Genomic DNA, 13,601 nt, shown 5'->3' with positions numbered 1-13,601 from the left:
ATTTCTTCCCTGCCGGACCGGGCTTGTCCCTGCTTGGAAGACCGGGCGTCGCGGGGCCGGGTCAGGAGTCCTGCGGCCCCTCCTCGGCGGCGTCCCACGCGTCCAGCGCGTCCTGGATCTGCGCCTCGCTCATCGTCAGCGGCGTGCCCACGATCCACTGGTGGCCGAAGGGGTCCCGGAAGCGACCCTGGCGGGAACCGTAGGGCTGATCCTGGACCGGGAAGACCAGCTCGCCTCCACCGTCGAGGGCACGGGAGACGAGGGCGTCGGGGTCGGCGCAGACCAGGCTGAGGATCACGCCCCTCCCCTGCTCGGGGGAGCCGGGGTCGTGCTCGTCGGCGTCCTTGACCTGGAGGCTGGAGCCCCCCGGCAGGGCGAGCTCGGCCAACACGACCGCCCTGCCCATGGTGTGGCGGGAGACCACCTCGGCGCCGAGCACCTGTCGGTAGTACGCGATAGCCCGGTCGGCGCCCCCGGGCTCATCCGGTCGGCCGATGACCAGCTTCGGAGTCAGCTGCAGCGTCGTCATGCCTCCATGCTGGCGCACGCCCGGGGAATGAACCACGAGCGGCCCGGGTTGAGCCAGGTGAACTCAACTTCGATGAGTCCCGGTTTGACAACAGGTCGCCCGGTTCTCCAGGGTTGAGTGCAGACGTGTCAATCCACGTCGCGGCGCCCGCCCGGGCGCGGCGGCACGACATACCAAGGAGAGCAACGCATGGGACGTGCAGTCGGCATCGACCTCGGCACCACCAACTCGGCGGTCGCCGTCCTCACCGGTGGCGAGCCGGAGATCATCGCCAACGCGGAGGGTGGTCGCACGACCCCGTCCGTGGTCAGCTTCGCCAAGAACGGCGAGGTCCTCGTCGGTGAGGTCGCCAAGCGGCAGGCCGTGACCAACGTGGACCGCACCATCCGCTCCGTCAAGCGCCACATGGGCACCGACTGGAACACGACGGTGGACGACAAGAAGTACACCCCCCAGGAGATCAGCGCCCGCATCCTCATGAAGCTCAAGCGGGACGCCGAGTCCTACCTGGGTGAGCCGGTCACCGACGCGGTCATCACCGTGCCGGCCTACTTCGACGACGCGGAGCGCCAGGCCACCAAGGACGCCGGGGAGGTCGCCGGCCTCAACGTCCTGCGGATCGTCAACGAGCCGACCGCCGCCGCGCTGGCCTACGGGCTGGACAAGGGCAAGGAGGACGAGCTCATCCTCGTCTTCGACCTCGGTGGCGGCACCTTCGACGTGTCCCTGCTCGAGGTGGGCAAGGACGCCGAGGACGGTTTCGCGACCATCCAGGTCAAGGCCACCCACGGCGACAACAAGCTCGGTGGTGACGACTGGGACCAGCGGATCATCGACCACCTGGTCACCACGGTGAAGAACCAGTCCGGCGTGGACCTGTCCAAGGACAAGATCGCCCTCCAGCGGCTCAAGGACGCCGCCGAGCAGGCCAAGAAGGAGCTCTCCTCCTCGACGAGCACCACCCTGAACCTGCAGTACCTCTCGATGGGGGAGAACGGTCCGATCCACCTGGACGAGACCCTCACCCGCGCCCAGTTCGAGCAGATGACCTCCGACCTGCTGGAGCGCACCAAGGCTCCCTTCGAGCAGGTGATCAAGGACGCCGGAATCTCGCTCAACCAGATCGACCACGTCGTCCTCGTCGGCGGTTCCACCCGCATGCCGTCCGTCGCCGAGCTGGTCACCAAGATGACCGGGGGCCAGGAGCCGAACAAGGGCGTCAACCCGGACGAGGTCGTCGCCGTCGGCGCCGCTCTGCAGGCCGGCGTCCTCAAGGGTGAGCGCAAGGACGTGCTGCTCATCGACGTCACCCCGCTGAGCCTGGGCATCGAGACCCAGGGCGGCATCATGACCCGCCTGATCGAGCGCAACACCGCGATCCCGACCAAGCGCAGCGAGGTCTTCACCACGGCCAGCGACAACCAGCCGTCGGTGGGGATCCAGGTCTACCAGGGCGAGCGCGAGATCGCCCAGCACAACAAGCTGCTGGGCAACTTCGAGCTGACCGGCATCGCCCCGGCGCCCCGCGGCGTGCCGCAGATCGAGGTCACCTTCGACATCGACGCCAACGGCATCGTGCACGTCTCCGCCAAGGACCGCGGCACGGGCAAGGAGCAGTCGATGACCATCTCCGGCGGCAGTGCGCTGCCCAAGGAGGAGATCGAGCGCATGGTCAAGGACGCCGAGGCGCACGCCGAGGAGGACAAGCAGCGGCGCGAGGAGACCGAGACCCGCAACACCGCCGAGCAGCTGGTCTACTCGACCGAGAAGTTCCTGACGGACTCCGGCGAGCAGGTCCCGGCGGACGCGCGCGGCCCGGTCGACAGCGCCCTGGCGGACCTCAAGGAGGCCCTCAAGCCCGAGTCCGGCGCCTCGATCGAGGACATCAAGGCCAAGATGGAGACGCTGTCCACCGAGTCCCAGAAGATGGGTTCGGCCATGTACGCCCAGCAGCCCGGTGCCGAGGGTGCCGGCGCGGGGGCCGGGTTCGCCGACGCTACCGGCGCGGCGGACGTGGACAGCAGCCGCACCGGCTCCGGTGACGACGGCGACGTCGACGTCGTGGACGCCGAGGTCGTGGACGACGAGGAGACCAAGTGACCGACCACCACGACACCCCGGACACCTCCCGCGAGGAGGAGCTCCAGGACGGTCGCGGTCCGGTGATCCGGGACAAGCGTCGCATCGACCCCGAGACGGGTATGCCGCGCGCCACGGTCGGGGAGGGCGTCAAGTCCTCCCCGGCCGGGGCGGGGGACGCCGACGCCGGCGCGGCCGGCGCCGGCCCCGGCGCCCCCGGTGGGGCGTCGACGGAGGCCTCCGCCGACACCGCCGGGACGGCCGACCTGCACCCGGACACCGCCCTGGCCGCCGAGCGGCTCGAGGAGATGCGCCGGATGCAGGCCGAGTTCGTCAACTTCCGCAACCGCACCCAGCGGGAGCGCGAGGGTGACCGTACCCGCGCGGTCGCGGCGGTCGTGGAGGCCATGCTCCCGGTCCTGGACGACATCCACTCGGCGCGCGAGCACGGCGACCTCGTCGAGGGCCCGTTCGCCGCGATCGCCGAGAAGCTGGAGGGGACGCTGGGACGCTTCGGCGTGGAGCGGGTCGGCGAGGTCGGCGAGGAGTTCGACCCGACCGTCCACGAGGCCCTCATGCACCTGCCCGCCGAGCAGGCGGACCTGCCCGACGGGGCCACCGGCATGACGATCGTCCAGGTCGTCCAGCCCGGGTTCAAGGTCAACGAGCTCGTCGTCCGCGCGGCTCGGGTGGCCGTGGCGGACGCCGGGTGAGCCGACCCACGTCATACCCCTCCCGGCCGGTCCCCCCGGACCGGCCGGGGCGGGGGCCAGCAGGACCGACAGCGCAACGACCGGGACGACGAAGGAGGAGGTGAGGACCGGTGGTCAGCCAGGACTGGATGGACAAGGACTTCTACGCGATCCTCGGCGTGCCCAAGGACGTCGACGAGAAGACGCTGAAGAAGACCTACCGCAAGCTCGCCCGCGAGTGGCACCCGGACGCCAAGCCCGGTGACGCCGCGGCGGAGCAGCGGTTCAAGGACATCGGTGAAGCCTACGCGGTTCTCTCCGACGCCGAGCAGCGCAAGCAGTACGACGCGGTCCGCGCCATGGGCGGCGGGGCCCGCTTCACCGCGGGCGGCCCCGGGGCCGCCGGTGGGACCGGTGGCTTCGAGGACGTCTTCGCCCAGATGTTCGGCGGCGGTGGGGGTGCCCAGAACGTGCGCTTCAGCACCTCGGGCGGCCCCGGTGCCGGAGGCATCGACCTCGAGGACCTGCTCGGTGCCTTCGGCGGCGCCGGCGGGTTCGGCGGGCAGGGCTTCCCGGGCGGCGGCCAGGGCTTCCCCGGTGGCGGGCAGGGTCGCCCGGGCGGGGGAGGGTTCCCCGGCGGGAGCTACCCCGGCGGTGGTCGCACGGTCCGTGGCCAGGACGTCGAGGCGCGCACCACGATCGACTTCCGGGCCGCGACGACCGGTGACACGGTCTCCCTCAGCAAGCCCGACGGCGGGCGCATCACCACCCGCATCCCCGCGGGCGTCAAGGACGGCCAGCGGATCCGGCTGCGAGGCAAGGGGATGCCGGCACCGGTCCCGGGCGGCGAGCCGGGCGACCTCATCCTGCACGTCACCGTGGAGCCGCACCCCGTGTTCGGCCGGGAGGGCGACGACCTCACCGTCGACCTGCCGGTGACCTTCGCCGAGGCGGCCCTCGGGGCCACCGTCGAGGTGCCCACGCTGGAGGGCGCGCCGGTGAAGGTGCGGATCGCGCCCGGCACGCCCTCGGGGCGGGTGCTGCGGGTCAAGGGACGCGGCATCAAGGCCAAGGGGGGCGCCGGTGACCTCCGGGCCAGGGTGCAGGTCGTCGTGCCCCAGCGGCTCTCCGACGACGCCCGGGCGGCCGTGGAGACCCTGCAGGCCGAGGAGGTCGGCACGGACCCGCGCGCCGAGCTGATGAGGCGCGCCCAGGGGTGATGAGCATGGATCGGGACACTCCCGTCTACGTGATCTCGGTCGCGGCCGAGCTCGCCGGGATGCACGCCCAGACCCTGCGCCAGTACGACCGGCTGGGCCTGGTCGTGCCGTCCCGCACCCGCGGCGGCGGCCGCCGCTACTCGGCGCGGGACGTGGACCGGCTGCGCGAGGTCCAGCGGCTCTCGGCCGAGGGGGTCGGCCTCGGGGGCATCCGTCGGGTCCTCGACCTGGAGAACGAGGTCGAGGACCTGCGCTCCCGGGTGGCTCGGCTGACCGCCGAGAACCACGCGCTGCGCGAGGCCGTGGGCCAGCTGCCCCGGGTCTTCGCCGCCGGCCGTCACGGCGAGGTGGTGGCCCTGCGCGCCGGCACCCGCCCGCGGCCGACCTCCCCGGGCACCTCGCTGACGCTCTGGCGTCCGCAGGGCTGGCCGTTCGAGGACTGACGGGTTCCTCCCGGTCGCTCGGAGCCACCCCGGCCGGACACCGCGGTCGGCGTCCCTGCCGGGAGGACACCAGCCGGTCCTGAGCGGCACCCGGTGGGCGCCACGTCAGCCTGTCGGGCCGACCGCCGACCAGGGTGGCCCCGCGCGGACCACGCGACCCCCGTCGCCCCCGGCCCCCGGCCCGAGCTCGACCACGTGGTCCGCGGTCTGCTCCGCGGCGGGGTCGTGCTCGGCCAGCAGCACGGTGTGGCCGCTGTCGGCCAGGGTGTGCAGCTGGGCCAGCAGGCGGTGGGCGTCGGCCGGGTGCAGCCCGGTGGTGGGTTCGTCCATCACGTACAGCGTCGGCGCCCGCCGCTCCTTCTGCAGCTCCGTCGCCAGCTTGATCCGCTGGGCCTCCCCGCCGGACAGCTCGGTGGCCGGCTGCCCCAGGGCGAGGTAGCCCAGCCCCAGGGCCTGCAGCGCGGCCAGCGCCCGGCGCGCCGGCGCCACCTCGCCGAGCGCGTCCAGGGCCTGGGACACGGTGAGCCGCAGCAGGTCCGCCACGGTCCGCCCCTGCCACCGGACCTCCAGCGTCTCCGCCCCGAACCGGTCGCCCCGGCAGTCGGGGCACGCCGAGTACGTCCCGGGCAGGAAGAGCAGCTCGACCGACACCGCCCCCTCGCCCTGGCAGGTCGGGCAGCGTCCGGCCGCGGTGTTGAAGCTGAACCGGCTCGCGGTGAACCCCCGTTCCCGCGCCTCCTGCGTCGCCGCGAAGAGCCGGCGCACGGGGTCCCACAGGCCGGTGTAGGTCGCCAGCGTCGAGCGGGGGGAGCGGCCGATCGGCTTCTGCGTGATCCGCACGACCCGGGTCGGTATGCCGTGCCCGCTCGCCCGGGCGACGGCCCGGGCCGGACCCTCCGGTCCCGCCTGCCCCGCGAGGTCGTTCGCGGACGGCCCGTCCTGCAGGTCGTCCTCCGCGTCGGTCGCCGAGTCCTCCGGCGCGCGCTCGTCCTCGACCCGGGCCAGCTGCTCGCCGACCACGTCGTGGACGGCGTCGAGCAGGCTGGTCTTGCCCGAGCCGGAGATGCCGGTGACCACCGTGAGCGCGCCCAGCGGCAGGTCGAGGTCGACCCCGCGCACGGTGTGCCTGGTCAGGCCGCGCAGCTCCAGCACCCCACCCGCTCCGCGGCGTGCTGCGCGACCCGTCGGGACGCCCCGGGTGTCCTGTCGGGCGGGCCCGCCCGTCGTCCCCGGCGCTGAGGTCGGGTGGATCTCCTCCGGGTGCACCGGACGGTCGAGGTAGCGGGCCGTCACCGACGTCGTGACCGCGGCGAGACCGGAGACCGGTCCGGACCACAGCACCTCCCCGCCCTCCGTCCCCGCCCCCGGGCCCACGTCGACGACCCAGTCGCAGCGCCGCACCACCGCCATGTCGTGCTCGACGACCACGACGGTGTTGCCCGCGCACACCAGCTCGCGCAGCAGCCGCACCAACCGGTCGGTGTCCCTGGGGTGCAGGCCGGCCGACGGTTCGTCGAGCACGTAGACCACCCCGAACAGCCCCGACCGCAGCGCCGTGGCGAGGCGCAGCCGCTGCAGCTCCCCGGAGCTCACCGTGGCCACCGACCGCCCGAGGGCCAGGTGGCCCAGGCCGAGCTCCACCATGAGCTCCAGCCGACCGGACACGTCCTCCAGCAGCACCCGCTCGGCCTCGGTCCGCGCCGAGCCCGGGTGCGTCCCGGCCCCGGCCCCGTCCTCGGACGCGGCCAGCCGCCGCTGCAGGAGCGGCAGCAGCGTCGAGACCGCAAGTGCGGACGCCTCGTCGATCGCCATCTTCTGCCAGCGCACGCGCAGGGCCTCGGGCCGCAGCCGCCGGCCGGAGCAGACCTCGCACGGCCGCGACTCGACGTGCCGCAGCGCCCGCTGCCTCTGGGTGGTGCTCCGCGTCTCGGCCAGCGTCCGCAGCACGTAGCGACGGGCCGAGGAGAAGGTGCCCCGGTAGGGCCGCTGGATGCGCTCCGGGTCCCGCGTGGGCACGACGGTGACGACCGGCTGCTCGTCGGTGAACAGGATCCACTCCCGGGTCGCTCGCGGCAGGTCGTGCCACGGCACGTCCACGTCGTGCCCCAGGGTGGCGACGATGTCGCGGTAGTTCTTGCCCAGCCACGCCCCCGGCCAGGCCGCGACCGCGCCCTCGGCGACGGACAGCGAGGGGTTGGGCACCATCGAGGCCTCGGTCGGCACGTGCTCGACCCCCAGCCCGCCGCACCCCGGGCAGGCACCCGCGGCGGTGTTCGCCGAGAAGTGGTCGGAGTCCATCGGCCCCACGTCCGCCGGGTAGTCGCCGCACCGCGACCACAGCATCCGCAGCGTGCTGCCCGCCGTGGTCACCGTCCCCACGGTCGAGCGGGACGACGTGCCGGAGCCTCGCCCCTGCTCGAGCGCGACGGTGGGCGGCAGGCCGTGCACGTCCCGGACCTGCGGGTCGACCGCCGCGTGGATCAGCCGCCGGGCGAAGGGGGCGACCGAGTCCAGGTAGCGCCGCTGCGCCTCGCCGTGGATCGTGCCGAAGGCCAGGCTGGACTTGCCCGAGCCGCTCACCCCGGTCACCGCGACCAACGCGTCCCGCGGCAGGTCGACGTCCACGTCGCGCAGGTTGTGCAGCCGGGCGCCCCGGACCTCGATGCGCCCGGCCGGCACGGTCGTCGGCGGCGCGGGGTCGGGAGCACTGGTCGTCACCGGGACAGACTAGGCGCGGGCCCGGCCCGTCCGGACGGGTCAGGGAGGCGGCCCTGACCGGCCAGGGAGGTGGCGCGGACGGGTCAGGGAGGCGGGCGGGGGCGCGACGGCATACCGTGGAGGGGTGTTCGGGCGACGACGCGACAGCCCCGTCCGCCGGGCCATGGACGCCACGCCCCGGGCCGGCTACCTGCCCGAGGGCGTCCGCGAGCGGGCGGGGATCGACGCACCGGTGGCGATCGGCCACGAGGCGACCTGCTCCCAACCGACCACGGTGCGCACCATGCTCGACCTGCTCGACGTACGGCCCGGCCAGCAGGTCCTCGACGTCGGGTGCGGCTCGGGCTGGACCACCGCGATCCTGGCCCGCCTCGTCGGAGCCGAGGGCCGCGTCGTCGGGGTCGACATCGTGCCCGAGCTCGTCGAGGACGCGGCCGCCCGGCTGCGTCGCGACGGCCTGGGACGGGCCGAGGTCCGTGTGGCCGCGGAGGGGGAGCTGGGGGCGCCCGACGCCGCCCCGTTCGACCGCATCCTGGTCTCGGCGATGGCCCGCGAGCTGCCCGAGGAGCTGGTCGACCAGCTCGTCGACGACGGACGGATGGTGCTGCCCCTGGAGGGTCGGCTCGTGACCGTCACCAGGGCGGCCGGGGAGGCGAAGATCGAGCCTGCCCCGGGCTGGTACAGGTTCGTCCCGCTGAGGCGTCCGTGACGTCCCTGGTCGGACCCGGGGGGACGGCCGAGGGCACCCCGTCGGGCGCGGTCGAGGTCCCGCCGCGGATCCTGGAGCTGGCGCGGGATGCCGCACGGGTGTGCGTGCTCACCGGGGCCGGGATCTCGGCGGAGTCGGGGATCCCCACCTTCCGCGACGCCCAGGTCGGGCTGTGGGAGCGCTTCGACCCCCTGGAGCTGGCCACCCCGGGCGCCTGGGCGGCCGACCCGGCGCAGGTGTGGGCCTGGTACGCCTGGCGGGCCACCCTCGTGCGCCGGGCCCAGCCGAACCCGGGCCACCTGGCGCTCGCCGGGTGGCAGGCCCGTCCGGGCGTGCGCCTTGGCATCGTCACCCAGAACGTCGACGACCTGCACGAGCGGGCCGGCTCGGAGGTCCTGGCCCACGTGCACGGCAGCCTGTTCGCGCTGCGCTGCAGCGTGTGCGGCAGGCCCGGTGGCGCGGTGTACCCGGAGCTGGACGAGCCGGTCGCCCGGGTGGACCCGCCGCCCTGCGACACCTGCGGAGGCCCGGTACGACCGGGGGTCGTCTGGTTCGGCGAGGCGCTCCCCGAGGACGGCTTCCTGGCGGCGGTGGACGTCGCCCGGGAGGCCGACCTGCTCCTCGTCGTCGGCACCTCCGGGCTGGTGCACCCCGCCGCGACGATCCCCCACCTGGCGGGGGTGGGCGGGGTACCGGTGGTCGAGGTCAACCCGGCACCGACCGCGGTGACCGAGGCTGCGGACGAGGTATGGCGTGCCACCGCGGCCGCGGCCCTCCCGGCGCTGGTGGCCCGGCTGGGAGATGTCGGACCCCGCGGTTAGTCTGGTCGCTCCGGGCGAGGATGCAACAGATGTAACAGGCGCCAGGAGATGTAACAGATGACACAGCGCTGCGGCCAGGCTGGACGGTGAGCGCGGCTCCGACGGAGGCCGACGGTGATCGCCGACCCGGCGGAGGCCGACGGTGAGCGTAGGACCCGGCGGAGGCCGACGGTGAGCTTAGGACCCGGCGGAGACCGGCGGTGAGCGTAGGACCCGGCGGAGACCGACGGCGGTAGCGGAGGTGGAGGTGAGAGGCGTGCCGGGGACGACCAACCCGTTCCGACCCAGCTTCGGCGTGTCCCCCCGGGTGCTCGCCGGCCGCACCGACCTCCTGCAGGACGTCGACGTGGCCCTCGACGAGGGTCCCGGCTCGCCCCTGCGGTCGCTGCTAGTCAGCGGCGCACGGGGGATGGGCAAGACCGTGGTCCTCAACGAGCTGGAGGAGATCGCCCGGACCCGGGGGTGGCTGGTGCTGCGGCTGCCCGAGGGGCCGGACATGCTCACCGAGCTCGAGACCTCGACCGTGCCCGCGCTCCTCGCCGAGCACGATGCGACGGCCGTGAGGCGCCGGTTCACCGGGGCGGGCGTGAGCGGCGTCGGCTCCGTCTCCACCGAGGTCGAGGACCGCTATCCGGTGCACCGCTCGCTGACCCGGCTGCTGGAGCGTCTCAGCGACGTCCTGGCCGTCCACGAGACCGGGATGATGTTCACCCTCGACGAGGTCCAGGACGCCGACCCGCAGGTCGTGGGGCGGTTTGCGACGGTCTACCAGCACCTGGTCCGCGACGAGCGCGAGGTCGCCTTCGCCGCCGCCGGTCTGCCCGTGGGGGTGGACCAGCTGCTGCGTCAGGGCGGCACCACCTTCCTGCGTCGGGCCGAGCGCGTCCACCTCGACCTGCTCACCGCCGAGGAGGTCGCCGAGGCCGCCCGGGCCACCGTGAGCGACGCCGGTCGCACGCTCGCCGACGACGCGGTCGCCGCCCTCGTGGAGATCGTCCACGGCTACCCCTACCTGCTCCAGCTCGTCGGCTACCACGCCTGGCGGGTGGACCCCGCCCGGGAGGAGGTCACCGTTCGGCACGTGCGCTCGACCCGACCCCTGGTCGTCGAGCGGATGGGCCGGCTCGTGCACGCACCCGCGGTGGCACCCCTGCCCGAGGGGCAGCGCTCCTACCTGCGCGCCATGGCCGTGGACGACGGGCCCTCCTCGACCCGGGAGATCGCCGAGCGGATGGGGGTGCCGATGCAGCAGCAGAACGTCTACCGCGCCAGGCTCATCGACCGCGAGCTCATCCGGCCCACCAGCCACGGATTCGTCGACGTCACCCTGCCCTACCTGAGGGAGCACCTGCGTGCCCAGCCCCGCTGACCGCCCGACCCGCACCGGAGCCGCCGGTGCCGGGAGCCCGGGGGGCCCGGACCGCCGCCCGACCGCGGCCCGCGCCGCCGTCGACACCCGCATCCCGCCCCCGATCTGGATCCTCGTCGGCGCCGCGTTCGTCATCGCCCTCGGCTTCGGGATCGTCTCCCCGGTCCTGCCGGCCTACGCCCGCTCCTTCGACGTCGGCGTGGCCGCGGCCTCGGTCGTGGTGTCCGCGTTCGCCTTCTTCCGGCTCGTCTTCGCACCCGCCGGTGGCGCCCTGGTCTCCCGGCTGGGCGAACGGCCCGTCTACCTCGCCGGCCTCCTGGTGGTGGCGGTCTCCTCGCTGGCGACCGCGTTCGCCCAGTCCTACGGCCAGCTCCTGCTCTTCCGGGGGCTCGGCGGCATCGGCTCGACGATGTTCACCATCTCGGCGATGGCCCTCCTCGTCCGCCTCGCACCCCCGCACCTGCGCGGCCGGGTCTCCTCCGCCTACGCCTCGGCCTTCCTCATCGGCGGCATGGCCGGGCCCCTCCTGGGCGGCCTGCTCGCCGGGTTCGGCCTGCGGGCACCCTTCGTCGTGTATGCCGTGGTGCTGGTCGTCGCCGCCGTCGTGGTGGCCGTGGGTCTCGGAGGGGAGCGGCTGCCCGCTCCGCCGGCGGGGTCCGCCGAGCGCCCCACGATGTCACTCGCCGAGGCCTGGGCCTCCCCGGTCTACCGGGCAGCCCTGGTCTCCGGGGTGGCCAACGGGTGGACCAACTTCGGCGTCCGCATGGCGGTGCTTCCCCTGCTGGCGATCGCCGTGCTCGACCAGCCGTGGGCGGCCGGCGTCGTGCTCGCGGTCAGCGCGGTCGGCACGGCCGTCACCCTGCAGTTCTCCGGTCGCGCCGCCGACCGGGTCGGCCGGCGGCCGCTGGTCCTCGTGGGGCTGCTCGTCATGGGGGCAGGCATGGGGCTCATGGGGCTGGCCACCGTCCCCGGGTCCAGCTCGGTCGGGCTGTCGGTGCTCCTCGCCCTGGCCGTCGTCTCCGGGGTGGGGGCGGGCATGGTCAACCCGGGTCAGCAGGCCGCCGTGGCCGACGTCGTCGGTCAGGAGCGCAACGCGGGCAAGGTCCTCTCCGTCTTCCAGATGGCCCAGGACGGTGGCGCCATCGTCGGGCCGATCCTCATCGGGCTGGTCGCCGACACCTGGGGCTTCCCGGTGGCCTTCGCGGTCACCGGGGTGGTCTGCCTGCTCGGGGCACTGCCCTGGCTGCGCGCCCCCGAGCCGCTCACCCTCCACGAGCACGCGGCCCGCTCCGACGTCGGGGCGGTGGAGTGACCGGGTGCGGCAGTCCGCTGTGAGCTCCCGCCGAGTCTGTGGCGCGGTTCCCCGGTCAGGGTCGTACGCGCCCGTGCCCCGGCCGTCCGGGTGAGGGCCGGAGGCGCCTGTGCCCGGCTGACCGGGTGAGGGCCGGAGGCGCCTGTGCCCGGCTGACCGGGTGAGGGCCGGAGGCGCCTGTGCCCCGGACGTTCAGGGTGAGGGCCGGAGGCGTCTGTGCCCCGGCTGTGCGGGTCCCGGTCACACGGGCCTGGCAGTCGGGGATGAGATGGGGCATGGGTGTGGCCCGGCCGGTGGTGGGCCGGGTGCGGGGCGGGGTCATCTCAGGTGCCAGGTGGTGCCGTGGGTGGTGATGGTGGCGGTGAGCCCTTTGTCGTGGACCCAGGTGTGGTGCCGCGGGCAGAGCAGGGCGTAGTTGGACAGGTCCGAGCGGCCACCTCGGGCCCAGGGCAGGATGTGGTGGGCCTCGCACCAGGTCGCCGGGACGGTGCACCCGGGGATGGTGCAGCCGCGGTCGCGCACGGCCAGGCGCAGGCGCTGCCCGGGGGTGACCAGGCGCTGGCGGCGGCCCTGGTCCAGCACCTCACCCTCGCTGCCCAGGACCATCGGGACCAGGTCGGCCTCGCACGCCAGCCGGCGCACCGACTCCGCGGCGACCAGGTCGCCCTCCAGGGTGGCGCCGCACCCGGGCACGAGCCCACCGGTGTCGGCCAGGTCGGCGCGCAGGGTGTCCAGGTCCATGGTCACCACCACGGTGGCCTTGGGCGTGGTGGGCTCACCTCTGGTGCCGGCCACACCGCGGCGCAGCACCGTCATCAGCGCGTCGTACCGGCGCTGCCCGGGGGTGCGGGTGTCCTGCTGGCCGGTGGCCTCGACCTCCACTGCGGTGGCCGGTGCGGCCAGGGGTGACCTCAGGATCGCGCGGACGGCTTGGTAGTCGCCGTCCTCGCCGAAGGTCATGATGATCCGCTGCACGGATCCGTCGGCCAGGGACGACTCGTGCACGTCGCGCAGCTGGTGCTGGGCGCGGCGCCGCTCCTCGTGCTCCTTCTCCGGCAGGCACGCGGCCAGCAACCGGCCGCTCACCCGGGCGACGTCCGCCTCCTCGAACACGGGGTTGCACCCGGCGTCGGCCAGCAGCCCCACCGCCTGCTCGTAGTCCTGCGGGGACAGCGCCCCCCGGATCCGGGCCAGCGCCCGGTGCAGGCTGGCCGCCCGGGCCAGCGGCATGCCGCCGGACAGCACCCCCTCCAGCAGGGGTGCGTGCACCCCCTCCTGCCCGGCCCGGGCCAGGCGCACCAGGTCGTGCAGCACACCCCGGGGCACCTCCGGGCAGCGGGCGCGCAACCAGTCGGTCAGGGTCATCCCGGCCGCGGTGGGCAGCCCCCGGCCGGCGGCCTCCACCGCCAGCCGCACCCGAGCCCGCTCCACCGCCCCCGCCACCACCGACACCGCACCCAGGGCCGCGTCCAGCTCGACGTCCTGCACCAGCGCCACGTCCTGAGCCGCCAGGTCGGCGAGGGTGGCCTCCCGACCCGCCTCCCGCAGACACCCCACCACCCGCTCCCCCGGCAACCGCGCCGCCGGCCACGAACCCTCCCCGACCAGCGCCCCCGCCGAGGTCCGCAACACCTCCCCACCCCAGGACTCCCTCATAGGACAAACGTACGAGAGGTGTCCGACACACCCTGGCCGTCGGCCTGCCAGGC

The 13,601-nt window shown here is 74.3% G+C and carries 11 protein-coding genes; 8 read left to right on the top strand and 3 right to left on the bottom strand.

What is annotated here, in order from left to right:
• Nucleotides 1–61: 61 nt before the first annotated feature.
• Complete coding sequence (locus tag ACWHYA_RS03425) at nt 62–529, bottom strand: VOC family protein (RefSeq protein WP_425943100.1); 468 nt, start codon at nt 527–529, stop codon at nt 62–64.
• 189 nt (nt 530–718) lie between these two features.
• Here ACWHYA_RS03425 and dnaK point away from each other — a divergent pair, with 189 nt between their 5' ends.
• From dnaK to ACWHYA_RS03405, 4 genes are all read left to right on the top strand, one after another.
• Complete coding sequence (gene dnaK, locus ACWHYA_RS03420; RefSeq protein ID WP_425943101.1) at nt 719–2,629, top strand: molecular chaperone DnaK; 1,911 nt, start codon at nt 719–721, stop codon at nt 2,627–2,629.
• Nucleotides 2,626–3,321, top strand: a complete 696-nt coding sequence (locus ACWHYA_RS03415; RefSeq protein ID WP_425943102.1) for a nucleotide exchange factor GrpE — start codon at nt 2,626–2,628, stop codon at nt 3,319–3,321. The genes dnaK and ACWHYA_RS03415 overlap by 4 nt, the downstream gene beginning before the upstream one ends.
• Nucleotides 3,322–3,431: 110 nt before the next feature.
• Entirely contained in the window at nt 3,432–4,520 is a 1,089-nt protein-coding gene (locus ACWHYA_RS03410) for a DnaJ C-terminal domain-containing protein (protein ID WP_425943103.1), read from the top strand.
• A complete protein-coding gene (locus ACWHYA_RS03405) occupies nt 4,520–4,963 on the top strand; it encodes a heat shock protein transcriptional repressor HspR (RefSeq protein ID WP_425943104.1) in 444 nt (147 codons plus the stop codon). The genes ACWHYA_RS03410 and ACWHYA_RS03405 overlap by 1 nt, the downstream gene beginning before the upstream one ends.
• Nucleotides 4,964–5,068: 105 nt before the next feature.
• Here the strand turns inward: ACWHYA_RS03405 and ACWHYA_RS03400 are convergent, their stop codons facing one another.
• A complete protein-coding gene (locus ACWHYA_RS03400) occupies nt 5,069–7,681 on the bottom strand; it encodes an excinuclease ABC subunit A (protein ID WP_425943105.1) in 2,613 nt (870 codons plus the stop codon).
• Nucleotides 7,682–7,805: 124 nt separating this feature from the next.
• Here ACWHYA_RS03400 and ACWHYA_RS03395 point away from each other — a divergent pair, with 124 nt between their 5' ends.
• The 4 genes from ACWHYA_RS03395 to ACWHYA_RS03380 all read left to right on the top strand — a co-directional run bounded on the left by ACWHYA_RS03395 (nt 7,806) and on the right by ACWHYA_RS03380 (nt 11,892).
• Nucleotides 7,806–8,390, top strand: coding sequence for a protein-L-isoaspartate O-methyltransferase family protein (locus tag ACWHYA_RS03395; RefSeq protein WP_425943106.1), 585 nt, complete (start codon nt 7,806–7,808; stop codon nt 8,388–8,390).
• The gene (locus tag ACWHYA_RS03390) at nt 8,387–9,211 is read left to right on the top strand and encodes an SIR2 family NAD-dependent protein deacylase (RefSeq protein ID WP_425943107.1); all 825 of its coding nucleotides are present in this window, start codon (nt 8,387–8,389) and stop codon (nt 9,209–9,211) included. The genes ACWHYA_RS03395 and ACWHYA_RS03390 overlap by 4 nt, the downstream gene beginning before the upstream one ends.
• A 256-nt stretch (nt 9,212–9,467) precedes the next feature.
• A complete protein-coding gene (locus ACWHYA_RS03385) occupies nt 9,468–10,580 on the top strand; it encodes an AAA family ATPase (protein ID WP_425943108.1) in 1,113 nt (370 codons plus the stop codon).
• 91 nt (nt 10,581–10,671) lie between these two features.
• The gene (locus ACWHYA_RS03380; protein WP_425943117.1) at nt 10,672–11,892 is read left to right on the top strand and encodes an MFS transporter; all 1,221 of its coding nucleotides are present in this window, start codon (nt 10,672–10,674) and stop codon (nt 11,890–11,892) included.
• 318 nt (nt 11,893–12,210) lie between these two features.
• Here ACWHYA_RS03380 and ACWHYA_RS03375 read toward each other — a convergent pair whose 3' ends face one another.
• Complete coding sequence (locus ACWHYA_RS03375) at nt 12,211–13,548, bottom strand: DUF222 domain-containing protein (RefSeq protein WP_448095523.1); 1,338 nt, start codon at nt 13,546–13,548, stop codon at nt 12,211–12,213.
• Between the last annotated feature and the right edge of the window lie 53 nt (nt 13,549–13,601).

The sequence above is a fragment of the Ornithinimicrobium carbonis genome, assembly GCF_977012275.1.
This window is presented reverse-complemented; position numbering and strand designations above follow the sequence as displayed.

Bases quoted from the DNA above. Each gene is read 5' to 3' on its own strand.
- ACWHYA_RS03425 (WP_425943100.1), bottom strand. From the start codon at position 529: ATGACGACGCTGCAGCTGACTCCGAAGCTGGTCATCGGCCGACCGGAT.
- dnaK (WP_425943101.1), top strand. From the start codon at position 719: ATGGGACGTGCAGTCGGCATCGACCTCGGCACCACCAACTCGGCGGTC.
- ACWHYA_RS03405 (WP_425943104.1), top strand. From the start codon at position 4,520: ATGAGCATGGATCGGGACACTCCCGTCTACGTGATCTCGGTCGCGGCC.
- ACWHYA_RS03375 (WP_448095523.1), bottom strand. From the start codon at position 13,548: ATGAGGGAGTCCTGGGGTGGGGAGGTGTTGCGGACCTCGGCGGGGGCG.